22 protein-coding genes and 1 tRNA gene are annotated in these 23,305 nt (G+C 67.6%); 15 read left to right on the top strand and 8 right to left on the bottom strand.

Features of this window, described 5'->3' with window-relative positions; all coding sequences use genetic code 11:
• Window positions 1–35: 35 nt before the first annotated feature.
• Window positions 36–111, bottom strand: a tRNA-Phe gene (locus AC04MD_RS09480).
• 179 nt (window positions 112–290) lie between these two features.
• Here AC04MD_RS09480 and AC04MD_RS09475 point away from each other — a divergent pair.
• On the top strand, window positions 291–743 hold the full coding sequence (locus AC04MD_RS09475; RefSeq protein ID WP_475497045.1) for a DUF6491 family protein: 453 nt from the start codon (window positions 291–293) through the stop codon (window positions 741–743).
• A gap of 17 nt (window positions 744–760) precedes the next feature.
• On the opposite strand, the gene AC04MD_RS09470 is transcribed toward AC04MD_RS09475, so the two are convergent.
• The 3 genes from AC04MD_RS09470 to ftsY all read right to left on the bottom strand — a co-directional run bounded on the left by AC04MD_RS09470 (window position 761) and on the right by ftsY (window position 3,427).
• On the bottom strand, window positions 761–1,030 hold the full coding sequence (locus AC04MD_RS09470) for an oxidative damage protection protein (protein ID WP_475497044.1): 270 nt from the start codon (window positions 1,028–1,030) through the stop codon (window positions 761–763).
• Between the two features lie 3 nt (window positions 1,031–1,033).
• Window positions 1,034–2,107 carry an A/G-specific adenine glycosylase gene (mutY, locus tag AC04MD_RS09465; protein WP_475497043.1) on the bottom strand — a complete coding sequence of 358 codons (1,074 nt, stop codon included), beginning with the start codon at window positions 2,105–2,107 and terminating at the stop codon, window positions 1,034–1,036.
• 96 nt (window positions 2,108–2,203) lie between these two features.
• Window positions 2,204–3,427: a signal recognition particle-docking protein FtsY gene (ftsY, locus tag AC04MD_RS09460; protein ID WP_475497042.1), complete on the bottom strand. Its 1,224-nt coding sequence runs from the start codon at window positions 3,425–3,427 to the stop codon at window positions 2,204–2,206.
• Window positions 3,428–3,546: 119 nt separating this feature from the next.
• On the opposite strand from ftsY, the gene AC04MD_RS09455 reads away from it, so the two are divergent.
• Complete coding sequence (locus AC04MD_RS09455; RefSeq protein WP_475497041.1) at window positions 3,547–3,846, top strand: hypothetical protein; 300 nt, start codon at window positions 3,547–3,549, stop codon at window positions 3,844–3,846.
• 272 nt (window positions 3,847–4,118) lie between these two features.
• Here AC04MD_RS09455 and htpG read toward each other — a convergent pair whose 3' ends face one another.
• Window positions 4,119–6,017: a molecular chaperone HtpG gene (htpG, locus tag AC04MD_RS09450; protein WP_475497040.1), complete on the bottom strand. Its 1,899-nt coding sequence runs from the start codon at window positions 6,015–6,017 to the stop codon at window positions 4,119–4,121.
• A 276-nt stretch (window positions 6,018–6,293) separates the two neighbouring features.
• Between htpG and rsmD the strand changes: the two genes are divergently transcribed.
• The 7 genes from rsmD (at window position 6,294) to AC04MD_RS09415 (ending at window position 12,285) form a co-directional block, all read left to right on the top strand.
• Complete coding sequence (rsmD, locus tag AC04MD_RS09445; RefSeq protein WP_475497039.1) at window positions 6,294–6,941, top strand: 16S rRNA (guanine(966)-N(2))-methyltransferase RsmD; 648 nt, start codon at window positions 6,294–6,296, stop codon at window positions 6,939–6,941.
• Window positions 6,938–7,447 carry a pantetheine-phosphate adenylyltransferase gene (gene coaD / locus AC04MD_RS09440; RefSeq protein ID WP_475497038.1) on the top strand — a complete coding sequence of 170 codons (510 nt, stop codon included), beginning with the start codon at window positions 6,938–6,940 and terminating at the stop codon, window positions 7,445–7,447. The genes rsmD and coaD overlap by 4 nt, the downstream gene beginning before the upstream one ends.
• A 44-nt stretch (window positions 7,448–7,491) precedes the next feature.
• Window positions 7,492–7,986 (top strand): hypothetical protein, encoded by a 495-nt coding sequence (locus tag AC04MD_RS09435; RefSeq protein WP_475497037.1) that lies wholly within the window; start codon window positions 7,492–7,494, stop codon window positions 7,984–7,986.
• A gap of 287 nt (window positions 7,987–8,273) precedes the next feature.
• Window positions 8,274–8,522, top strand: a complete 249-nt coding sequence (locus AC04MD_RS09430; RefSeq protein ID WP_475497036.1) for a YfhL family 4Fe-4S dicluster ferredoxin — start codon at window positions 8,274–8,276, stop codon at window positions 8,520–8,522.
• A gap of 49 nt (window positions 8,523–8,571) precedes the next feature.
• A complete protein-coding gene (gene ggt, locus AC04MD_RS09425) occupies window positions 8,572–10,320 on the top strand; it encodes a gamma-glutamyltransferase (protein ID WP_475497035.1) in 1,749 nt (582 codons plus the stop codon).
• Window positions 10,321–10,462: 142 nt separating this feature from the next.
• A complete protein-coding gene (locus tag AC04MD_RS09420) occupies window positions 10,463–11,353 on the top strand; it encodes an MBL fold metallo-hydrolase (RefSeq protein WP_475497034.1) in 891 nt (296 codons plus the stop codon).
• 95 nt (window positions 11,354–11,448) lie between these two features.
• Window positions 11,449–12,285 carry an alpha/beta hydrolase family protein gene (locus tag AC04MD_RS09415; protein WP_475497033.1) on the top strand — a complete coding sequence of 279 codons (837 nt, stop codon included), beginning with the start codon at window positions 11,449–11,451 and terminating at the stop codon, window positions 12,283–12,285.
• 9 nt (window positions 12,286–12,294) lie between these two features.
• Here the strand turns inward: AC04MD_RS09415 and upp are convergent, their stop codons facing one another.
• Together upp and AC04MD_RS09405 are read right to left on the bottom strand one after the other, a co-directional pair.
• A complete protein-coding gene (gene upp / locus AC04MD_RS09410) occupies window positions 12,295–12,927 on the bottom strand; it encodes a uracil phosphoribosyltransferase (protein WP_475497032.1) in 633 nt (210 codons plus the stop codon).
• A gap of 111 nt (window positions 12,928–13,038) precedes the next feature.
• Entirely contained in the window at window positions 13,039–15,414 is a 2,376-nt protein-coding gene (locus AC04MD_RS09405; RefSeq protein ID WP_475497031.1) for a TonB-dependent receptor plug domain-containing protein, read from the bottom strand.
• A 169-nt stretch (window positions 15,415–15,583) separates the two neighbouring features.
• Here AC04MD_RS09405 and AC04MD_RS09400 point away from each other — a divergent pair, with 169 nt between their 5' ends.
• The 3 genes from AC04MD_RS09400 (at window position 15,584) to AC04MD_RS09390 (ending at window position 18,819) form a co-directional block, all read left to right on the top strand.
• Window positions 15,584–16,747: a phytase gene (locus AC04MD_RS09400; protein WP_475497030.1), complete on the top strand. Its 1,164-nt coding sequence runs from the start codon at window positions 15,584–15,586 to the stop codon at window positions 16,745–16,747.
• A 20-nt stretch (window positions 16,748–16,767) separates the two neighbouring features.
• Entirely contained in the window at window positions 16,768–18,126 is a 1,359-nt protein-coding gene (locus AC04MD_RS09395; protein WP_475497029.1) for a purple acid phosphatase family protein, read from the top strand.
• A 111-nt stretch (window positions 18,127–18,237) separates the two neighbouring features.
• Window positions 18,238–18,819 (top strand): inorganic diphosphatase, encoded by a 582-nt coding sequence (locus AC04MD_RS09390; RefSeq protein ID WP_475497673.1) that lies wholly within the window; start codon window positions 18,238–18,240, stop codon window positions 18,817–18,819.
• A 111-nt stretch (window positions 18,820–18,930) separates the two neighbouring features.
• Here the strand turns inward: AC04MD_RS09390 and AC04MD_RS09385 are convergent, their stop codons facing one another.
• Window positions 18,931–20,427, bottom strand: a complete 1,497-nt coding sequence (locus AC04MD_RS09385) for an aminotransferase class III-fold pyridoxal phosphate-dependent enzyme (RefSeq protein WP_475497028.1) — start codon at window positions 20,425–20,427, stop codon at window positions 18,931–18,933.
• Between the two features lie 120 nt (window positions 20,428–20,547).
• On the opposite strand from AC04MD_RS09385, the gene AC04MD_RS09380 reads away from it, so the two are divergent.
• From AC04MD_RS09380 to tgt, 3 genes are read left to right on the top strand one after another with little or no spacing between them, the layout of a single operon-like run.
• Window positions 20,548–20,979, top strand: coding sequence for an Lrp/AsnC family transcriptional regulator (locus tag AC04MD_RS09380; protein WP_475497027.1), 432 nt, complete (start codon window positions 20,548–20,550; stop codon window positions 20,977–20,979).
• A gap of 56 nt (window positions 20,980–21,035) precedes the next feature.
• Window positions 21,036–22,070: a tRNA preQ1(34) S-adenosylmethionine ribosyltransferase-isomerase QueA gene (queA, locus tag AC04MD_RS09375; protein ID WP_475497026.1), complete on the top strand. Its 1,035-nt coding sequence runs from the start codon at window positions 21,036–21,038 to the stop codon at window positions 22,068–22,070.
• Window positions 22,067–23,203, top strand: coding sequence for a tRNA guanosine(34) transglycosylase Tgt (tgt, locus tag AC04MD_RS09370; protein WP_475497025.1), 1,137 nt, complete (start codon window positions 22,067–22,069; stop codon window positions 23,201–23,203). The genes queA and tgt overlap by 4 nt, the downstream gene beginning before the upstream one ends.
• The last annotated feature ends 102 nt before the right edge of the window (window positions 23,204–23,305 follow it).

Here is a 23,305-nt window from a genome sequence, read left to right as displayed (position 1 = left end):
AAAGGCCTGCATCGCTGCAGGCCTTTCGAAGAAGATGGTGGCCCGGGGCGGATTCGAACCACCGACACGCGGATTTTCAATCCGCTGCTCTACCAACTGAGCTACCAGGCCAGGATGTTCCGCAGGACGGCCGAGCCGGTGCGAAGGCGACGAATGATACGGATCGGGGCCGGGGATGGCAAGCCGTACCGTCGGCTGAATGCGGGCGGCGACGCCGGGCGCCTGCGGTCCGCGAGGGGCGCATCATCGGAGCCGGAGAGCCCTGTACTGCATACAAGAGGAGCCTGCGCATGAGACCCTTTCTTCCTTTCGCCCTGCTGGCAGCGACCGCATTGTCCGGGTGCGCCACCGACGGCCAGCAGACCGACGCCGAGAGGCTCGCCCTGTATCGCGCCCATGCCGGCGAATCCGTCAAGGATTTCCGCTACCTCGGCCACCTGAGCGGGTGGGCTCCGCTGGGCGATGCCGCCCTCGCCGTGTGGACCAAGCCCAGCGAGGCCTATCTGCTGGAACTGACCGGCCGCTGCCAGGACCTGGAGTTCGCGCAGGCCATCAGCATCACCCAGTTCGCCAACCGCGTATCGGCCCGCTTCGACGACGTCCAGCCGCTGGGCCCGGGTACCGCCAGCATCAAGATTCCCTGTCGCATCGAAACCATCCGTCCGCTGGACGTGAAGGCCCTGCGTGCCAGCCAGAAGGAGTTGCGCGAGGCCGCCGCGGTGGAGCGCGCCGCGAAGAAGTAAGGTCGATGCTGGCCGGCTTACGGCGTGGGCACGTAGCCGGCCGGCTTGTCGGCACCGCCGCCGAACAGGAACTTCTCCAGTTCCGTTTCCAGGAACGCGCGGTGCTTGGGGTCGCGCGGCGACAGCCGGTTCTCGTTGATCAGCATGGTCTGGTGCGCCAGCCACGCGGCCCATGCGGGCTTGCCGATGTTCGCGTAGATGCGCTTGCCCAGCTCGCCGGGATACGGGACGAAGTCGAGCCCCTCGGTGTCGCGTTGTTCGTACTGGCAGAAGACGGTGCGCGACATGGGTCAGTTCCCTAGCAGTTTGCGGATCGGCGCCGGCAGGCCCAGCGCAGCGAGATCGCCACGCGCCACCCAGCGCAGAGCTTGCCCCGTACCGGATACGGGGCCGTCATTGTCGCGCACCGCGTCGCGCAGGGCGACCTTGCGCAGGCGGAGCGGTTGCAGGTGCAGGCGGTAGTGGCTGAAGGTGTGCACGACCACGGGCAGTTCTTCGGCGTTGTCGTACGCGCCCTTCATCTCGCGCGCGAACCAGTCGCGCATGCCGGCATCGGTGTCGGCCTGGGGCAGCGTCCACAGCGAGGCCCAGATGCCGGTCTCAGGACGACGCTGCAACAGGATCTCGCCCGCGGCGTTCTCCAGCCACAGCGCCACGGCCTCGCGTTCCGGCAGGACCTTCGATGGCTTGGAGGTGGGCAACGCGGCAGTGAGGCCATCGCGGCGTGCGATGCAATCGTCCTGCACGGGGCACACCACGCACGCCGGTTTCGTGCGCGTGCACAGCGTGGCGCCGAAATCCATCTGCGCCTGCGTGTAGTCGGCGAGCCGGCCGTCGGGCACGTCTCGCAGGTGCTGCTCGGCCAAGGCCCACAGTTGTTTCTCCACCGCTGGCAGGCCGGGCCAGCCGGCGATGCCGTGGAAGCGCGCCAGCACCCGCTTGACGTTGCCGTCGAGGATGGGAAAACGGTCGTTCCAGGCCTGCGACAGGATCGCGCCGGCGGTGCTGCGACCTATGCCGGGCAGCGCGTGCAGGGCATCGAAATCGCGCGGAAGGTCGCCGCCATGCTCGGCGACGCAGGCCTTCGCGGCCGCGTGCAGATTGCGGGCACGCGCGTAGTAGCCCAGCCCTGCCCAATGCGCCATCACGTGGTCGGTGGTCGCGGCAGCGAGGTCGGGCAGGGTGGGAAAGCGTTCGACGAAGCGCAGGAAGTACGGCGTCGCCGTGGCGACCTGCGTCTGCTGCAGCATGATTTCCGACAGCCATACCCGATACGGCGTGCGCGGATGCTGCCAGGGCAGGTCGTGGCGGCCATGGTCGTCGAACCAGGCCAGCAGACGCTGGGCGAAGGAGACATCGCTCACGCGGGGCGACCTGTGGGAGCGACGTCAGTCGCGATCAACCCCCGCGATGGCGCCATCGCGACTGACGTCGCTCCCACGACAGCCGATGCGTCGATATCAGCCGCCACCCAGCGCTTCCGGCAGCAGCGCGTCGACGAAGGATTCCGCATCGAACACACGCAGGTCTTCCACCCGCTCGCCGATGCCGGCGTAGCGGATCGGGATGCCGAACTCGCGCGCCAGTGCGAACACCACGCCGCCCTTGGCGGTGCCGTCCAGCTTGGTGACCACCAGGCCGGTGACGCCGACCGCGGCATGGAACTGGCGCAGTTGCGACAGCGCGTTCTGGCCGGTGGTGCCATCGATGACCATCAGGACTTCGTGCGGCGCTTCGGCGTCGATCTTGCCGAGCACGCGGCGGATCTTGCCCAGCTCGTTCATCAGGCCGGTCTGCGTGTGCAGGCGGCCGGCCGTGTCGGCGATCAGCACGTCGAAGCCGCGCGACTTGGCCGACTGCAGTGCGTCGAAGGCGACCGACGCGGCGTCCGCATCCTGGCCCTGCGCGACCACGGGCACGCCGTTGCGTTCGCCCCAGGTCTGCAGTTGCGCGACGGCGGCGGCGCGGAAGGTGTCGCCGGCCGCCAGCATCAGGCTGTGGCCGTCCTGCTTGAAGCGGCGCGCCAGCTTGCCGATGGTGGTGGTCTTGCCGACGCCGTTGACGCCGACGGTCAGCACGACGAAGGGCTTGCGGCCGGCGTCGATGACCAGCGGCTTCGCGACCGGCGTGATCAGCGCGATCAGGTCGGCGCGCAGCGCCTTCAGCAGCGCCTGCGCATCGGCGAACTCGCGTTCCTTCATGCGCTTGCGCAGGTCTTCGATGATCGCGGTGGTGGCAGGTACGCCAACGTCGGCGGTCAGCAGCGCGGTCTCGATCTCGTCCAACAGGTCATCGTCCAGGCGCGGGTTGCGCGTGAACAGGCCGGCCAGTCCCAGCGCGGCGCTGGTGCGGCGCAGGCGGTCGCGCCAGCCGGACTTGCCGGCGGCGGCAGCGGGAGCGGCATCCGCTTCCTCTTCTTGCCCCCTCTCCACCGCTTGCGGGGGAGAGGGCTGGGGTGAGGGGGCGGGCGCGGCAGCTTCAGCCTTTACGACGACCGGATTCTCCCCGTCATCCGCCTGCGACACTTTTTCCACCGCAGGAGAGGGCGAAAGCAATGCGCCGTCTTCCGGCAACGGCTCGCTGGGCGCTCGCGGGAAGGCGGCGGCGAGTTCCTCGGTGCTCGGGCGGGTCTGGGCGGCGTCCGGGCCGTCCTGGGGCTTCTTGCGGCGGAAAAAACCGATCATTGCAGGGGGTATCTCGAAGAGGGCGACATGCTACCACCCGGCTGTCGGGCGCCCGGGCACAGGACTCAAGTGGGGCCGGCGGCGGCCGATATCGAGGGCGGAAAACCAGGAATCCCCGCATGAACGCCATCACCGGCATCGCCACCTCGGGCCTCCGCGCCGCCTCGTCCGGCCTGCAGGCCACGGCGCACAACCTCGCCAACTTGGCCACGCCCGAGGCCACGCGGCAGACGGTGGCCTTATCGGTCCAGGCGACGGGTGGCGTGTCCTCGACCGTGGTCGACGCGCCTGCCGATCCCGCCGCGCCCATCGAAGACGTGGCCGCGATGCTGACCTACAAGACGATGGCGGGTGCCAACCTGTTCGTGCTGAGGGTGGCGGACCAGACGCTGGGCAGCCTGCTCGATATCAAGGCCTGAACCCCCGCGCCCGAACTCCTTCTTCCTGCATCAGCGCAGCTTGGTCCCTTCTCCCTGCGCAAGCGGGGAGAAGGTGCCCGAAGAGCCTGCCCCGTACTCGATACGGGGGCGGATGGGGGACGCTCTTCGCGCGAACCTGGACTTCCGCGATCGGACTGCGCTTGCGGATCGTATGAGGGGCGGCGAAGCGCCTTGCCTCCGCTCGCCCCTCACCCGCCTTCGGCACCCTCTCACCGTTGCACGGGGAGAGGGGAACAGCGGGAGAGCTTCGCTTACGCCGACAACTCCAGCAGCAACGCATTGAGCCGCTTCACGTAACCGGCCGGGTCCTTGAGGCTCTCGCCGGCCGCGAGCGCGGCCTGGTCGAACAGCACGCGGGTCAGGTTGTTGAACCGGTTGGCATCGCTCTCGGCATCCAGCTTGGCGATCAGCGGGTGGTCGGGGTTGTACTCGAACACCGGCTTGCTCTCGGGCGCCTGCTGGCCGCTTGCTTCCAGCAGCTGGCGCATCTGCAGGCCCAGGTCGCCCTGGCCGATGGCGAGGATGGCGGGCGAATCGGTCAGGCGATGCGAGACGCGCACGTCGGCCACGTCCAGGCCGAGCACCGTCCTGATGCGGCCGGTGAGCGCCTCTTTCGACTTGGCGGTTTCTTCCTGCGCCTTCTTCTCGTCCTCGCTGTCCAGCGCACCGAGGTCCAGGTCGCCGCGGGCGACGTCGACGAAGGACTTGCCGTCGAATTCGGTCAGGTAACCCATCAGCCATTCGTCGATACGGTCGGTGAGCAGCAGCACCTCGATGCCCTTCTTGCGGAAGATCTCCAGGTGCGGGCTGTCCTTGATCTGCGCATGCGACTCGCCCGTGAGGAAATAGAGCTTGTCCTGGCCTTCCTGCAGGCGGCTCACGTAGTCGGCCAGCGACACGCTGGGCGCGCCCGACGTATCGTGCGTGGAGGCGAAGCGCAGCAGGCCCGCGACCTTCTCGCGGTTGCCGTAGTCCTCGGCGGGGCCTTCCTTCAGCACCTGGCCGAAGTTGGTCCAGAACGCCTTGTAGTCCTCGGGCTTGTCCTTGGCCAGCTTCTCCAGCATGTCGAGCGCGCGCTTGGTCAGCGCGGAACGCATCGAGTCGACCACCGGGCCGGACTGCAGGATCTCGCGCGAGACGTTGAGCGACAGGTCGGAGGAATCGACCACGCCGCGCAGGAAACGCAGGTACAGCGGCAGGAACTGTTCGGCCTGGTCCATGATGAAGACGCGCTGCACGTACAGCTTCAGGCCCTTGGCGCCATCGCGGTGGTACAGGTCGAACGGTGCGCGGGCGGGCACGTACAGCAGCGAGGTGTATTCCAGCTTGCCTTCGACCTTGTTGTGGCTCCATGCCGCCGGATCGGTGAAGTCGTGGGCGATGTGCTTGTAGAACTCGGTGTATTCCTCGTCCTTGATCTCGGACTTGGCGCGCGTCCACAGCGCGCTGGCCTTGTTGACCGCTTCCCACTCGGGGGAGGCGGGCGCGTCTTCGCCGTGGTGCTCCTTCGGCATTTCGATCGGCAGTCCGACATGGTCGGAATACTTCTTGATGATGCCGCGCAGCTTCCAGCCGTCGGCGAAGCCTTCCTCGCCTTCCTTCAGGTGCAGCACGATGCGGGTGCCGCGCTCGGGCTTGTCGACCGTGGCGACGTCGAAATCGCCCTCGCCGGCGCTGGACCAGTGCACGCCGTCGCTGGCGGCCAGGCCGGCGCGACGGCTGAACACGTCGACGCGGTCGGCGACGATGAAGGCGCTGTAGAAGCCCACGCCGAACTGGCCGATCAGGTTGGCGTCCTTCTTCTGGTCGCCGGACATCGCGCGCAGGAAGTCGCCGGTGCCGGACTTGGCGATGGTGCCGAGATGGGCAATGGCCTCGTCGCGGCTCATGCCGATGCCGTTGTCGTCGATGGTCACCGTGCGCGCGGCGGCGTCGAAGCCGACGCGGATGCGCAGGGTGGTGTCGTCCGCGAGCAGGGCGGGGTCCTTCAGCGCCTCGAAGCGCAGCTTGTCGGCGGCGTCGGCGGCATTGGAGACCAGCTCGCGCAGGAAGATCTCCTTGTTCGAGTACAGGGAGTGGATCATCAGCTGCAGCAGCTGCTTCACTTCGGTCTGGAAGCCCAGCGTTTCTTTGCGGGTCTCAACGGTCATCGCGGTCGTGCTCCATGGAATCGATAGGCGGGCCGCACACGGCGGCCAATGTCTCCCGGTGTATGGGTGCGGGGCGGCTTTCTCAACCATGCCCCTGTAGGAGGGGCTTCAGCCCCGGCCGCAGCGACGGGCACCGTCGGGCGTTCACCGTGCCAGCGCGCTGCCGTGCATCTGCGCACCGCAAGTTTCGAATATCGGGTGGGGCGCGGTCGGGGCTGAAGCCCCTCCTGCAGGTGAGGGACGTATCATGCGAGGCCTTCCATTGCCGCTGCCCGCATGTCCCGCAGTCCGCGTTCCCGTCCCGCATCGTCCTCAGGTAGCGCTCCGCGCGGCACCGGCCAGGTGCGCATCATCGGCGGGCGCTGGCGCGGCACGAAGCTGGCCGTGCCGGACCGCCCCGGGCTGCGACCCAGCAGCGACCGCGTGCGCGAGACCCTGTTCAACTGGCTGATGCCGGCGCTGCCGCGCGCGCGGGTGCTGGACCTGTTCGCGGGCACCGGCGTGCTGGGGCTGGAGGCGTTGTCGCGCGGGGCCGCGCGGGCCGTCCTGGTGGAGCGCGATCCCGGCCTCGTCGCGGCGCTGCGCGAGACGGCGGCGAAGCTGTCCGCCCAGGCCGAGGTCCACGCGGCGGATGCGCTGGCATGGCTGGGCGGTCGCCACGACCATTTCGACCTGGTGTTCCTGGATCCGCCGTTCGCAGACGGCCTGTGGGCGCGCGCGCTGGACGGGCTGGCACCACGGCTGGCGCCGGGCGCATGGGTCTACATGGAGTCGCCGGCGAATGTCCTGCCGGTGGTCCCGCCCGCCTGGGCGCTGCACCGCGAGGGCCGGACGCGCGAGGTCCGCTATGCCCTGTATCGCGCGCCGGGCCATCACGCCGCTGTTACACTTCGGCCCGACGATCCGCCGGCGACGACTGAATGACTGTGGCGCGCACCCGGACGGCCGTGTACCCCGGCACGTTCGACCCCATCACCAATGGCCATATCGACCTGATCGACCGCGCCGCGCCGCTGTTCGAGCGCGTGATCATCGGCGTGGCCGAGAGCCCGGGCAAAGGGCCGGCGCTGCCGCTCGCCCAGCGCGTCGCGCTGGCCCGCGACGCCGTGGCCAGGCACCCCCATGTGGAAGTGCGCGGCTTCGACGGCCTGCTGGCGCACTTCGTCAAGGACGTCGGGGGCGGCGTGCTGCTGCGCGGCCTGCGCGCGGTGTCCGACTTCGAATACGAATTCCAGCTGGCCAGCATGAACCGCCACCTGATCCCGGAGGTCGAGACGTTGTTCCTGACCCCGGCCGAGCAGTACGGCTTCATTTCATCGTCGCTGGTGCGCGAGATCGCGCGGCTCGGCGGCGACGTGTCCGGCTTCGTGCCGCCGGCGGTGACCGCAGCGCTGAAGGCGCAGTGGCAGAAAGACAAGCAGGGCGCCTGAGCGCGACGATTCCGACAACCGCTTTACCAAGAGGGGGATTACCCATGAAGAAGTTCGCAAGCCGCATCATGCTCACCGCCTGCCTCGTGCTGCCGTTCGCGGCGTGCAAGAAGCAGGAAGAAGCCCCGGCCGAGCCGGCCGACGTCGCCCTGGTCGCACCGGCCACGACCGAAGACGGTCCGTGGAAGGAGTACCTGAGCAAGGTCGTCGACGCCAACATGGGCACGATCACCAACACGCCGTACGTGTACTACCTGCCGGCCGACACCGATCCGGAGTTCGAGGCCAAGTACGGCCGCCAGCTGGAGCAGGCCAAGGGCGCCGTGGCGCGCGGCGTGAGCAGCGGCAACCTGATCGCGTTCGGCTCGCCGAACAGCGCCAAGATCGCCGACCTGGCCGTGGCCGCGTTCGAAGGCGTCGAGACCGACGCGTTCAAGGGCGTACGCGTGCTGTTCATCGGCAAGTCCGAGGACAGCGAGCGGGTGAAGGCCGCCGTCGCCCCGAGCAGCGCCGAATACGTGTTCGTCGAAGCCAAGTGACCTTTCCGCGCGKGGCCGCCCACGGCGGCCACGCCTTTGCGGAAAGGTCATCCCCGCGAAGGCGGGGATCCAGTGCCTTTGCGAAAAGGTCATCTCCGCGGCTCTTAACAGCCGAATGGCTGGTAAAGCGGGAAGCGCTTCACAACGGCCGCATGGCCGGTCATCCAGTGACTTTCAGTCGCGCACCGCAGCCCGCCTGCGCCGACTGGACGTCGGGATTCGGTCTCCGACGAACGCCGCGATGAAAGTCACTGGGTTCCCGCCTGCGCGGGAATGACGAAAAGAAGATGTCCCTCAAGATCAACGAACTCTGCGTCAACTGCGATGTCTGCGAGCCGGCCTGTCCCAACCAGGCCATCTCGATGGGCGAGACGATCTATGTGATCGATCCGGCGCGTTGCACCGAATGCGTCGGCCATCATGACGAAGCGCAATGTGTCGTCGTCTGCCCGGTCGAGTGCATCGACCCCGATCCGGCGTATCCTGAGACCCACGAAGAACTGCTGGCGAAGATGTTGCGGCTTCACGCCGGCTGATTTCCGCCACGCGCGCAGTCTCCGTGCCGGTTATCGTCCAGGAGAAATCGTGATCCATCGCCGTCTGTCCGTCCTGCTGTTCGTCGTCGCGTTCGCGCCTGCCGCATTCGCAGCCGACGCCGTCCGCACCACGCCCACCCCGTCGCACCCGCCCGGTACCGCCATTGCCAGCGCGCACGCGCTCGCCACGCAGGCGGGCCAGGACGTCATCGCGCAGGGCGGCAACGCGTTCGACGCCGCCATCGCGGTGTCGTCGACCTTGTCGGTGGTGGAGCCGATCAGTTCGGGCCTCGGCGGTGGCGGCTTCTTCCTGCTGCATGACGGCAAGACCGGCAAGGACGTCTTCATCGACGCGCGCGAGACCGCGCCGATCGCTGCCACGCCCGACAAGTACCTGCTGCCGGATGGCGGCTTCAACCGCGATCATGCCGAGAACGGTCCCTGGGCGGCTGGCATTCCGGGCTTGCCGGCTGCGTTCGTCCACCTGGCGGAGAAGTACGGCCGGCTACCGCTGAAGACCTCGCTGGCGCCGGCCATCCGCACGGCGCGCGAAGGCTTCCCGGTGTACGCGCGCATGGCGCGCGGCTACCAGGCGCGCCGCGAGGTGATGGAACGCTACAAGGGCACGCGCGCCGTCTACCTGGTGAACGGGAAGCCGATCCAGGAAGGCGATGTCTTCAAGCAGCCCGACCTGGCGCGCACGCTGGAGCGACTGGCGGCGCAGGGCTTCGACGGTTTCTATCGCGGCGAGACCGCCAAGCTGCTGCTCGCCGGCGTGAAGGCCGAGGGCGGGCAATGGACGGCGCGGGAGCTGGCCGGCTACACCGTGCGCGAGCGCGAGCCGCTGACGTTCACGTACAACGACTGGCGGGTGACGACCGCGCCGCCGCCGTCGTCCGGTGGCGTGGCGCTGACGCAGATGCTGCAGATCCTCGATGCCTACGACCTGTCGAAGCTGGACGAGGCGCAGCGCACGCACCTGGTGGTGGAAGCAATGCGCCGCGCGTTCCGCGACCGCACCTTCTACCTGGGCGATCCTGACTTCGTCGAGATCCCGATGAAGACACTGACCAGCCCGTACTATGCGGCCGGCCTGCGCGCGACGATCAATCCGCAGAAGGCGACGCCGAGCGACCAGCTGTCGGGCCAGCAGACACCGCTGGAAGACGAGGAGACCACGCACTTCTCCATCATCGATGCCGAAGGCAACCGCGTCGCCGGTACGCAGACGGTCAACCTGCTGTATGGCTCCGGCCTGGTGCCGCCCGGCACCGGCGTGCTGCTGAACAACGAGATGGACGACTTCGCGCTGAAGCCGGGCACGCCGAACGCCTTCGGCGTGATGGGTTACGAGGCCAACGCGCCGACGCCGGGCAAGCGCATGCTCAGTTCGATGACGCCGACCTTCATGGAGTCGCCGGAGAAGGTGGCCGTACTCGGTACGCCGGGCGGCAGTCGCATCATCACCATGGTGCTGCTGGGCGTGCTGGGTTATGACGCCGGCCTCGACCCGCAGGCGGTCGCCGCGCTGCCGCGCTTCCACCACCAGTGGATGCCGGACCTGATCGAGATGGAAACCGATGCACTGACGCCGGCCACGCGGCAGACGCTGGAAGCCATGGGCCACACGTTCAAGGTCGCGGGCAACACCGCGCAGGGTGGCCGCGGCTCCAGCCACGTCTGGGGCAACCTGCAGACGGTGGAATGGGACAAGACCACCAATACGCTGCATGGCGGCAGCGATCCACGCAATTCGGTGGGAGCGGCCAAGGTGGTGGAGTCGGCGGCAACGCCCTGATTCCCGCGTTGTAGGAGCGCCCCATGGGCGCGATGCTTTTTGCATGAGGCAACGAAGAAGCATCGCGCCCATGGGGCGCTCCTACAAAAGCCGTACAGGATGGGGAGATGTCCAAGGCCTGCGGCGGGCGTAGAATCTCCCCATGAAACTCTGGTCGCTGCTGGGCAATTCCCAGAAACTCGATGGGGGCGCGATGTTCGGCAACGCGCCGCGCGCCATGTGGGAGAAGTGGTCGCCGCCGGATGCGGAAAACCGCATCGAGCTGGCCTGCCGCGCGCTGCTGGCGCAGCCGTTGAACGGCAAGACCGTGCTGTTCGAGACCGGTATCGGCGCGTTCTTCGAGCCGAAGATGCGCGCACGCTTCGGCGTGCAGGAAGAGCGGCACGTGCTGCTCGATTCGCTGCAGGCGGCCGGCTTCTCGCACGAGGACATCGACGTCGTCGTGCTCAGCCACCTGCACTTCGACCATGCCGGCGGCCTGCTGGCGCCGTGGCAGGAAGGCCGGTCGCCGGAACTGCTGTTCCCCAACGCGACCTTCGTCGTCGGTGCCGAGCACTGGCAGCGAGCACTGAAGCCGCATCCGCGCGATCGCGCCAGCTTCATCCCGGAACTGCAGCCGTTGCTGGAAGCGAGCGGTCGGCTGGAACTTGTTGACGGCGAACATTCGCAGGCGCTCGGCGACGCCGTGCGTTTCAGTTTCAGCGATGGCCACACGCCTGGCCTGATGCTGGCCGAGATCGCCGGTCCGGAGCGCATCGATGGGCAGGCGCACGGTGGTGTGGTGTTCTGTGCGGACCTGATTCCGGGTCGGTCATGGGTGCACGTGCCCATCACCATGGGCTACGACCGCAACGCGGAACTGCTGATCGACGAGAAACGCGCCTTCCTGGAAGACAAGCTGGCCCGCAACGTCCATCTGTTCTTCACCCACGACCCGGGCTGTGCGCTGGCGCAGGTGATCCGCGACGAGAAGGGCAAGTTCGGCGTCGCCCACGAGGTCGCTGACCTGCAGGCGCGCCCGCTGGCCGCATGAAGTGACTTCCGGCACCCGGATCCGGTGACCACCGGCTCCTGCCGTTCCCGCCCCGCGCCGGCAGACTGGCCCTGTCTTCCACAGGGGGTTCCGGCATGAACAAGCGTTTCTTCTTCCGCGGTGCGATCGCGCTGGCGTTGTCGTCGCTGGCGATGGTGCAGGGGGCTTTCGCCGCGCCCACCGTCACCGTGCCGTTGCAGGTCTCGCCGGCGCGCGCCACCACGATGGCCGTGTGGGAGCCGGCGCAGGTACGCGGCGTGGTGCTGTTCTCCACCGGTCACGGCTCCTGGCCGGAACGCTACGACGGTGTACTGACCGCATGGCGCGATGCCGGCTTCGCGGTGGTGGCGCCGCTGCACGTGGACTCGGTGAAGTACCCGGAGCGCGAGAAGTTCTCGATGCAGCAGGGCTTCGGCGAGCGCCTGGCCGACATGAAGGCGGCGAGCGCCTATGTGGCCACGCGTTGGCCCGGTGCGCCGGTGGCCGCGGGCGGCCACAGCTACGGCACGCTGATCTCGCTGGCGTTGGGCGGCGCGATGGCCGACATGGCACCACTGCGCGATCCGTCGGTAGTCGCCGTGGTCGGCTATTCCTCGCCGGGCCGTATTCCCGGCCTGGTCACGCCGACCACCTATGCCTCCGTCGCGGTGCCGATGCTGATCGTCACCGGCGACCAGGACCTGGTGCCTGGCTTCGTCGCCGATGCGAAGGATCATCTGTATCCGGTGGAAACCGCACCGGCCGGCGACAAGACGGCGCTGGTGCTGGCCGGCGGCGACCACAACCTGATCGGTGGCGAGCCGGCAGCGCTCTACTCCCGGGCCCGCGATGTCGGCACCGCGTTCCTGCAGGCCGAAGTGCTGGACGACGATGCCGCCGCGAAGGTACTGGCGGCGGAGGACTCGGAGAGCGAGCGCTGGATCCGCCGCTGAGCGCGGACCTCAGCCGATCCGCGTACCGAAGATGCGGTCGCCCGCATCGCCCAGGCCGGGCAGGATGTAGCCCTTGTCGTTGAGGCGCTCGTCGATGGCAGCGGTATAGACCTCGACATCGGGGTGCGCCGCTTCCAGCGCCTCCAGGCCTTCCGGTGCGGCGACCAGGAAGATGCCCTTGATCCGCTTCGCGCCCGCGCGCTTCAGCATGTCGATGGTGGCGATCAGCGTGCCGCCGGTGGCCAGCATCGGGTCGAGGATCAGCGCATCGCGTTCTTCCAGCCGACCGGTCAGTTTCTCGAAGTAGGGCACCGGCTGCAGCGTTTCCTCATCGCGCTGCAGGCCGACCACGCTGACGCGCGCGGTCGGGATCAGCGCCAGCACGCCCGGCAGCATGCCCAGGCCGGCGCGCAGGATCGGCACCAGGGTGATCTTCGCGCCGGCGATCTTCTTCACCTGCACCGGCCCGGCCCAGCCCGCCATCGTCTCGCTCGTCAGTTCGAGGTCGGCGGTCGCCTCGTAGGCGAGCAGCGTTCCGAGTTCGGTGACGAGCTCGCGGAAATCCTTGGTGTTGAGGCCGGCGTTGCGCAGCAGGCCGATCTTGTGTTGCACGAGGGGATGGCGGACTTCGACGGTTTTCATGGCGGGCAATGCGGCGAGAGGTGCAGGAAGTCTGCATCAAACCGTACCGTCCCACAAAGCGGAAAGCCGGCGTGCGCCGGCTTTTCCGTTTGGAGCAGAGGGCTGTGCCGATCAGAACGCCCAGCGCATCACCAGCTGATAGCTCGGGCCCGCCTCTTCGGTTTCCAGCTCGTACTCGTCGTAGTCGCGATCGATCTGGTCCTGCAGCGTATTGAACTTGTCGAAGTACTCGTCCTTGCTGGCATCCAGCAGGTTGTTGGCGCTCAGGCGCACCGACACGCTGGTGCCGAAGCGCTTCTCGACGAACAGGTCCAGCTCGCCGCCGTAGCGGATCAGCACTTCTTCGCCCAGCAGTCGCGTGTAGGCGTCGCCCTGCTTGCGGTAGGTCGCGCCGAAGCTCGCGCCCAGCGTCGGCATGTCGTGGATGAAGCCGATGTTGTAGACGGACTTGGCCTGGTCGTTGAAGCGGCGCTCGCCGAGGACGTCATCGACCTTGGACTTGACCCAGGAGTAATTGGCGAAGACGCCGGTGTGCTCCAAACCGATGGCGGACAGCGGCGTGGACACATCGAATTCGAAGCCATAGACCTTGCCGTCGCCGACGTTGGAGGACGTGTACAGCCAGCTCGAAGCTGGTTCCTGGGCCATCGCATCGGCCAGGTCGACGGCGTCGCCATCGTCGATCATGTCGGCCCAGGTGTCCTGCATCTCTTCGCTGGGCTCGCCGGTGTTGACGATCTCGATGAGGTCCTTGACGTCGCGATAGAAGAAGTTCAGGCCCACCACGCCCTTGCGGCCGAGCCGGTGTTCGAAGCCGAGGTCCAGGCCATTGGCGGTCTCCGGGTCCAGTTCCGGGTTGCCGATGTAGTCGTTGTCGCCGAACTCGCCATCTAGCAGGGCCGGCAGCAGCTCGTTGAAATTCGGACGCTTGAGGGTCTTGGCCAACGACAGGCTGATGCGGTCCGCGTCGCCCAGGTTCCAACGCAGGTTCACCGAGGGAAGCAGTTCGTTGTAGTCCTTGCTCACCCGGCCTTCGCTCTCTTCGTCCTCGAGGTATTCCACCTCGGACTTGGTGGTTTCGTAGCGCAGGCCGGCTTCCCACGCGAACGCGTCGCTCTTGCCGCTGAGCATGATGTAAGGATCCAAGCGCTTCTCCTCGATCACCGAGGCCACGCTGCCGTCCAGTTCGTAGTCCGACAGCGAAGCGGGCGTTTCGTCCTCATCCTCGGCTTCCCACTCGTAACCGACGAGCAGGCTTTCGCGTTTCTTGTTGCGGTAGTCGACACCGAACTCCAGTTCGGCAGTTCCGAGTGGACGGGCGTGGGTCAGCCGGAAGCCGGTTTCGGCATCCTTGGCGGTAATGGACTCGGCGCTGTAGACGGTTTCGTCCCATTCGGCGTCGGCAGGGATGCTCCAGGTGTCGTCCCAGTTCCCGGCGCCGCTCACGTAGACGTGTTCGCCTTCGGTGGTGGCCTGCGAGTTCTCGAAGCGGGCATAGTCCACGCTCACTTCGGTGGTGCCGCCCGCCATGTCGAACTTGTATTCGGCGCCGACGCCGTAGTTCTTCTGGTCATAGGGGTCCAGGCCCGGCACGCGCAGGTTGATGGTCTCGTCGTCGTCCAGCTCCTCTTCAAACGACACCTCGGTGACGTCGCGATCGGTCTTGACGTAGAAGCCGTCGATGCTGAAGCGCCCGGTGTCGCCGACATCCGCGGTGTAGGACAAGTTGGCCGAGTAGTCGCGGCCGTCCTTCACCTCGGTCTGGTCTTCCCAACTGACTTTCTCTTCCCGCGTGTTGTCGGTAAAGCGGTCGGAGCGCTTGGTCTTGGCGCGGTAGCGGTCCTGCGCGTTGATGCCTGCCAGCAGCCGGCCGCCGAGCGCCTCGAACGAGGTCACCGCGCCGAATGTCGGGTTGATCTCGCCATCGTCCCAGCGGTTCACGCCGACACGGATGTAGCTGCCGGTGAACTCGTAGGCGTCGCGCAGCACGATGTTGATCGCGCCGGCCATCGCATCGCCGCTCCGGTTGGCGCTGGCACTGCGCTTGATCTCGATGTGGTCGACCATTTCGGCGGGGATGCGGTCGACGTAGAACGAGCGGTCGTCGCCAGCGCCAGGGACCTTCTTGCCGTTGATCAGCACCTGCGTGTAGCCGCCGCCGAGCCCGCGCAGCTGCACCCCGTCGTACTCCATGATGTCCGAGCCGACGAAGCCCACGCCCGGCACGCGCTTGAGCATGTCGCCCACGGTGTTCGGCTCGAAGCGCTGGAAATATTCCAGATCGTAGACCAGCGTGGGCGCGATGTCGTCGGTACGGTCGCGGTAGACGATCTCGCCCTGGACCACGACGGTATCCAGTTGCTTGGGATCGCCTGCGGTGCCGGCGTCCGGTGCCTGGTTCTGGGCGGTGGCGGCGAAGCTGGCCGGAACCAGGGCAGCGCAGAACAGCGCCTGCGCAAGCGAGGCGGCCAAGGCATTGCGTTTCATGGTGTGTCGTCCCCGTGACGAAAGTAAACGGCACTTTGTAAGCGCGTCACATGGCGGAAACATGACACGAAGGTTCCCGTGCGATGACAGGTATCCGCGTGTCGTGCGCTGACACGAAAATGTCATGGCGGCTGCGTAGAACATGGCAGTTTGTTGACGACTTCATGTCATGGGGATACCAGTGAAACCACGTCTTGCCCTGCTTGCGATTCCGCTGTTGCTCGCTGCCTGCGGCGGCGAGCCCGAAGCGCCCGTCGCATCCGCCACGCCCGTGGAAGCACCGTCGCGCGAGAAGGAGCCCGACGAGAACGTCGAAAAGGATCCGCTGCTGAGCGAGGCGAGGATCGCGCATGTCGTGGTGCCGGAGGCCTTCATCACGGCCTCCACGCCGGCGGAGAACGTCGACTCGCCGGCCAGCTGGCGCGCGGCCGACGGTGCGCGCTGGCTGATCGCCACCGCGAAGGACACCCACCGGCTGGTCGTGTACGACGGCAGCACCGGCAAGCAGCTGCGTACGGTGTCCGGTCCGGGCGAGGCGCTGGGCCAGATGCAGCGTCCCAACGGCATCGCGGTGATCGACGACCTGGTGCTGGTGGTCGAGCGCGACAACCGCCGCGTGCAGGTCTTCCAGTTGCCCGACTTCACGCCCCTGCTGGTGTTCGGCGCGAAGGAACTGAAACAGCCGTACGGCCTGTGGGTGCGCCCGCAGAAGGATGCCTACGAGGTCATCGTCAGCGACAACTACATGTCGCCACAGAATGAGGATGTGCCGCCCCCGCTGGCCGAACTCGGCCAGCGCTTCAAGCGATACCACCTGAAGCGGGCCGAGGGCGGCTGGAAGGCGGCGCTCGCGGGCACGTTCGGCGACACGGGCGAAGCCGGCGCGGTCCGCATCGCGGAATCCGTGTTCGGCGATGCGGCCAACGACCGGCTGCTGTTGGCCGAAGAGGATGTCGCCGTCGGCACGCGCCTGCGCGAGTACGGACTGGATGGCACGTATCGCGGGCGCGACATCGGCGCCGACCTGTTCAAGGCGCAGGCCGAGGGCATGGCGCTGGCGCAGTGCGCGGGCGGTACCGGTTACTGGATCGCCACGGACCAGTTCAAGGACCGCAGCGTGTTCCATGTATTCGACCGGCTGACGCTGGACTACAAGGGCGCGTTCGCCGGCAACCGCACCGCGAACACCGACGGCGTGTGGCTGGATCAGAGCGCGGACGAACGGTTCCCGCAGGGCGCGTTCTACGCGGTCGACGATGACCAGGCCGTGGCGTCGTTCGACTGGCGCGACATCGCCAAGGCGCTGTCGCTGCCGGAGTGCCGCGTCGAATGAGGCGCGCAGGGGACACGGGGATGAAGTGGCTGCTGGCCGTGCTGCTGCTGGGGACCTGTGCGACGGCGCTCGCGCAGGAAGCGATGGCACGCCAGCCCGAACCGAACACGCGCGTGCCGCAGGGCGTGGTGCGCTATGCACCGACGGGATTCCCGGACCGCATCGTCGCGTCGCCGGCGCAGGAGGCGGGCACGGGTTTCGCGGTGGCGTGGCGCACGGACGCGACGGTCGATGCGCCGCTGCTGGAGATTGTGGTCGCCGGCGATTCGCCGGACATGGGCGAGCCGCGCCGGATCACCGCCACCAGCACCGCGTTGAAGACCGAGAACGGGACTGCGCATCACCATCGCGCCGATGTCGACGGCCTGCAACCGGACACGCTGTACGCCTGGCGCGTGCAGGGCGACCGCACGTGGAGTGCCTGGCACCACACCCGTACGGCAGCCGCCGCGTCCTCGCCATTGACGCTGCTGTACTTCGGCGATACCCAGAACAAGAACGTCAGTCTGACCACCCGCGTGGTGCGCGAGGCGATGCGCCATGCGCCGGACGCACGTCTGGCGCTGTATGCCGGCGACCTGGTCAGTGGCGGCGACGGCGAGGACGACAACGAATGGGGCGAGTGGTTCGAAGCGAACGGATCGCTGCCGACCTCGCTGGTGGTCGCGCCGGCACCGGGCAACCACGAGTACTTCGAGGAGTTCGAGGACACCCCGCAGGAGCGCCGCGTGCTGGGCGCGCACTGGCCGGTGACCTTTGCGCTGCCGGGCAACGGTCTGGCGGAGGCGAAGCGGACGACGTACTGGTTCGACTACCAGGACGTGCGTGTGGTCGTCATCGACGGTACGTCCGCGCTCGACCTGGGCACGGCGAAGGCGCAGGCCGCGTGGCTGGACCAGGCGCTGGCGTCGAATCCGCACCGCTGGAGCATCGTGCTGACGCACCAGCCGTTCTTCTCGCCGCGCGAGGGCCGCGACAACGTGCAATTGCGCAAGCACCTGCTGCCAGTGATCCGCAAGCACCAGGTCGACCTGGTGCTGCAGGGGCACGACCATGTCTATGGTCGTCTCAAGAGCCCGCCGCCGGTGTTCGTGGTGTCGGTCACCGGCGCCAAGCAGTACCGGCTATCGGACGAGGCACGCAAGACGATGCGGCCGGTCGCCGAGGACACACAGCTGTTCCAGGTGTTGCGCTTCGACGGTCCGCGCCTGCGCTATGAAGCGCGCACGGCGACGGGACGCTTGTACGATGCCTTCGATCTCGTCGACGACGGGGAGAAGGGCAAGCAACTGGTCGAGCGCGAGGAAGGCCGCATCGACGAACGCGCCTGCACGCGCGCCGAAACCCTGAAGGGCCGGGCCGACCGGTGCTGGGAGTAAGTGCGGTTCTGTAGGAGGGGCTTCAGCCCCGACTGCGCAGTGTTTTCCAATGCATTCTTTCGGGGCTGAAGCCCCTCCTGCACGAGGTCTTCCATGCGGTTCGTCAGCCTGATGTTCCTGCTCACGCTCAGCGCGAGCGCCACCGCGCGCGAAGCGCATATCCGCCATCCCTTCCTCGCCGAGCAACCGAAGGCTGCGCCGGAGGAGGTGTTGCTGGCCGTGGAGATTCCCGCCGGCAGCTTCACCAAGTACGAGATCAACGACGAGGGGCTGGTCTACGTGGACCGCTTCCAGTCGATGCCGGTGGCGTATCCCGCCAACTATGGCTCGATGCCGCGCACGCTGGCCGGCGACGGCGATCCGCTGGATGCGCTGGTGCTGACGCGCGAACCGCTGCATCCCAGCGTGCTGGTGAAGTTCCGCCCGATCGGCGTGCTACGCATGATCGATGCGGGCGAGCATGACGAGAAGATCATCGGCGTGCCGACCGACAAGATCGACCCGACCTACGCCAACATCCGCGACCTGGCCGACCTGCCGGAGATCGAGCGCCAGCGTATCGAAGCGTTCTTCCGCGTCTACAAGGACCTGCCGAAGGGCCGCAATCCTGTGCAGCTCAACGGTTACGGCGATGCGAAGGAAGCGAAGGCATTGATCCGCGAATCGCTGGACCGTTTCGCGACCCAACCGTAGGGTGGGCCTTGGCCCACCTCCACATGCACGATCAACGGTAGGCCAAGGCCCACCCTACGAAAGACAAAGGCGAGCCGAGGCTCGCCTTCTTCGTCTAGTCCGCCGTGCTGATCAGGCCGCCGCGGCCTGGCTGATCCGCGGACCTTCGCGCAGCGCCTTGCCGACCATGCCGACCAGCAGGTCCAGCTCCTCGGCATCCATCGCGAAGTGCGGAGTGAAGCGCAGCGAGTTGGCGCCGCCGTGGATGACGTTCAGGCCCTGCTGGCGCAGCCATTCCTCGGTGGAACCGGTGCCGTAGCACTTGAATGCCGGCGACAGTTCGCACGAGAACAGCAGGCCGGTGCCCTGCACGTTGGTGATCAGGCCACCGAGTTCGCCCTGCAGCTGCTGCAGCTTTTGCACGGCCTCGGCGCCGCGCTTGCGGATGTTCTCGCGCACCTGCGGGGTCAGCTGCGCCAGCGTGGCGCAGGCCACGTCCAGCGCGCGCGGGTTGGTGGTCATGGTGTTGCCGTACACGCCCTTGCGGTACAGGCCGGCGGCGCGCTCGTTCACGGCGAGCACCGACAGCGGGTACTGCGCGGCGTTGAGCGCCTTCGAATAGGTTTCCATGTCCGGCGCATCCAGGCCTTCGAAGCCCGGGTAGTCGACGATGGACAGTACGCCGTGCGCACGCAGGCCGGCCTGGATGGAGTCGACCAGGAACAGGCTGCCGTGGCTGCGGGTCAGCTCGCGCGCGGCGGCGTAGAACGCCGGCGGCACCGAACGGCCCGGGTCGCCTTCGCCCATCACCGGTTCCAGGAACACGGCTTCGACGAACCAGCCCTTGGCTTCCGCATCAGCGAAGGCCTGCTTCAACGCGTCCACGTCGTAGGGCGGGATGGCGATGACCGAGTCCTCGCCGCGGTAGCTGGCCAGGTGCTGCTGGTAGGACTTGCGCGAGGAGTCTGAGTACAGCGCCGGACGCTCGGTGCGGCCGTGGAAGCTGCCCTTCACCACGATGCGCTTGATGGTGCGGCCGGCGTGGCGGCCGTCCGGGTCGGTCATCAGCTTGCTGTTGATGTCGGCGATGCGCGCGGCCAGTCCGACGGATTCGGAGCCGGAGTTCAGGCACAGGAACTTCGCGAACGGGCAACCGCCGCGGGTGTGGCCGATCTCCTTGCGCAGGGCGCGGTCGAAGCGCAGCTGCGACAGGCTGGGGGTCATGATGTTGGCCATCACCTGCGGGCGGGCCATCGCGTCCAGCACGGCGGCCGGCGTGTGGCCGAAGCCGAGCATGCCGTAGCCGCCGGCGTCGTACAGCACGGCGCCCTTGAGCGTGACCACCCACGGGCCGCGCGCGGCCAGCGCGATATAGGGGTTGATGGCGTCGTCGGCGTAGAAGTTGACGTAGCCGGCCTGGACGGCGCGCAGCTGATCCGCTTCGTCCATCGCCAGCAGTTCGGCGAATTCGTCCTGCAGGCGTGCGTGCTCGGCCGCGGCGGCGTCGATCACGGCGACCAGGTCGGGGTGGCCCTTGGCCAGGCGTTCGACGGTGGGGTCGTCCAGGCCGGGGGTCAGGCGCTGGCCCGGATGGGCGCGCAGCGGGGCGAGATGGTCGGTCAAGGCCATGGGAGTCCTCCGGCAGGAAACGGCAAAGCCGTATTATCGGGATAAACTCGTCATTTGACAGTTGTGAACTGCGCGGATTTAGAGGATATTTCGTCGATTCGACGAAACGCCGACCGCAGAATGAAGCTCACCGACGCCGATCAGCAATTGCTCTCAATGCTCCGTGAGAACGCACGGGCCTCCACCGCCCAGATCGCCCGCCGTCTCAACCTCTCGCGGACTACGGTGCAGAGCCGGATCGAGCGACTGGAGCGCGAGGGCGTGATCAGCGGCTACACGGTGCGCGTCCATGACGAGTACGACCGCAGCCACCTGCGCGCGCACATCATGATCGCCGTGCATCCCAAGCAGATGACCTCGGTGGTGGCCGCGTTGCGTGCGATGCCGGAGTTGCGGGTGCTGCATTCGGTCAGCGGCAGCCACGACCTGATCGCCATCGGTGCGGTGCCCAGCGTGGGCGACATGGACCTGCTGACCGACCGCATCGGTGCGCTGGAGGGCGTGGAGCGCACGACGTCGTCGATCGTGCTGTCGACCAAGTTCGAGCGCTGACGACGGGGCGCCCCGGCGGGCTCCCGTACAATGCACGCCCCCGCAAGGCCCCGACCGTGAAGAAGTCCGATTTCCATTTCGACCTGCCCGAGGCGCTGATCGCCCAGGCGCCGCTGCCGGAGCGTTCCGCCAGCCGGCTGCTGGTGGTGCCGCCCGGCGACGCGCCGTTCGCGGACCGCCATGTGCGCGACCTGCCGGAATGGCTGCAGCCCGGCGACCTGCTGGTGTTCAACGACACCCGCGTGATCCCGGCGCGCCTGTTCGGCCAGAAGGAAAGCGGCGGTCGCGTGGAAATCCTGATCGAGCGGCTGCTGCCGGAAAACGCGGCGCGCGCGCAGATCGGCGCCAGCAAGTCGCCCAAGCCGGGCAGCCGCATCCAGCTGGATGCCGGAGGCGAAGCCGAGGTGATCGGGCGCGACGGCGAGTTCTACCAGCTGCGCTTCCACGTGCCGGGCGCACTGGAAAGCTGGCTGCAGAAGGCCGGTCGCCTGCCCTTGCCGCCATACATCCAGCGTGCGCCGGGACAGGACGATGACGAGCGCTACCAGACCGTGTTCGCACGCGAGTTGGGCGCGGTGGCTGCGCCGACCGCAGGCCTGCATTTCGATGACGCGCTGCTGGCGACATTGCGCGCGCACGGTGTGGAATTCGGCCACGTGACGCTGCATGTCGGTGCCGGCACCTTCCAGCCGGTGCGCGTGGACAACATCCTCGAACACCACATGCACAGCGAGTGGCTCAACGTCGGGCCGGCGCTGGTCGAACAGGTGCGTGCGACCCGTGCGCGCGGCGGTCGCGTCGTCGCGGTGGGCACCACGGTGGTGCGCGCGCTGGAGTCCGCGATGCGGGACGGCGAGCTGCAGCCGTTCGCCGGCGAGACGCAGATCTTCATCTTCCCCGGCTACCGCATCCGCAGCGTCGATGCGATGGTCACCAACTTCCACCTGCCGGAGAGCACGCTGCTGATGCTGGTCAGCGCGTTCGCCGGCAAGGCGCGGGTGTTCGACGCCTACGCCCATGCGGTGCGCGAGCAGTACCGCTTCTTCTCGTACGGAGACGCGATGCTCCTGTTCCCGGAAACGGCCGCATGAGCCGGCTGTCCTTCGAACTGCTGAAGACCGACGGCGCCGCCCGCCGTGGCCGGCTGACGTTCCCGCGCGGCACCATCGAAACACCGGCGTTCATGCCGGTGGGCACCTACGGCTCGGTGAAGGGCATCCTGCCCGAGCATGTCGAGGACCTCGGTGCCGAGATCATCCTCGGCAATACCTTCCACCTGTACCTGCGGCCCGGCCTGGACGTGATCGGCGCGCATGGCGGACTGCACGGGTTCGCCCGCTGGAACAAGCCGATCCTCACCGATTCCGGCGGTTTCCAGGTCTTCTCGCTGGCGCACCGCCGCAAGATCACCGAGCAGGGCGTGACGTTCGCCTCGCCGGTGGACGGCAGCAAGGTGTTCCTGGGCCCCGAAGAGAGCATGCGCATCCAGAAGGTGCTGGACAGCGACATCGTGATGATCTTCGACGAATGCCCGCCGGTGAACATCGACGGCAAGCCGGTGGATCCGCGCGTGATCGAGCGTTCGATGGAGCTGTCGCTGCGCTGGGCCGAGCGGTCGAAGCGCGCGCACGAAGGCAACGACGCCGCGCTGTTCGGCATCGTGCAGGGCGGCGTGCACCACGATCTGCGCACGCGCTCGGCCGAGGGGCTGAAGGCGATCGGCTTCGACGGCTATGCGATCGGCGGCCTGGCGGTCGGCGAGACCGAGCAGGAGCGCAACACGACCCTCGAACACACCTGTCCGCAGTTGCCGTCGGACCAGCCGCGCTACCTGATGGGGGTGGGCCGGCCGGAAGACCTGGTGGAAGCGGTCGCGCGCGGCGTGGACATGTTCGACTGCGTGATGCCGACCCGCAATGCGCGCAACGGCCACTTCTTCACCTCGACCGGCACGGTGCGCATCCGCAATTCGAAGTACGAGCACGACCTTCAGCCGATCGAGCCGGGCTGCGGGTGCTACGCCTGCCGCAACGGCTTCACCCGCAGCTACCTGCGCCATCTGGACCGCTGCAACGAGATGCTGGCGCCGATGCTCGGCACCCTGCACAACCTCTGGTACTACCAGCAGGTGATGGCACAGATGCGGGCGGCCATCGCGGAAGGACGGTTTGCCGACTTCCGGGCCGCTTTCTACGCGGCCCGTGGGATGGACCCCGCGCCTTAGCCGGGATACCGAGCCGCACGCCGCCAGAGGCCTTTGTAGGAGCGGGCCATGCCCGCGATGCTCCTCTCAGGCCGTCAGGAAGAGCATCGCGCCCATGGGGCG

Source organism: Pseudoxanthomonas sp. LjRoot206 (assembly GCF_056175725.1).
The sequence above is the reverse complement of the archived record's forward strand: the minus strand, read 5'-3'. Positions and strand labels throughout refer to the sequence as shown.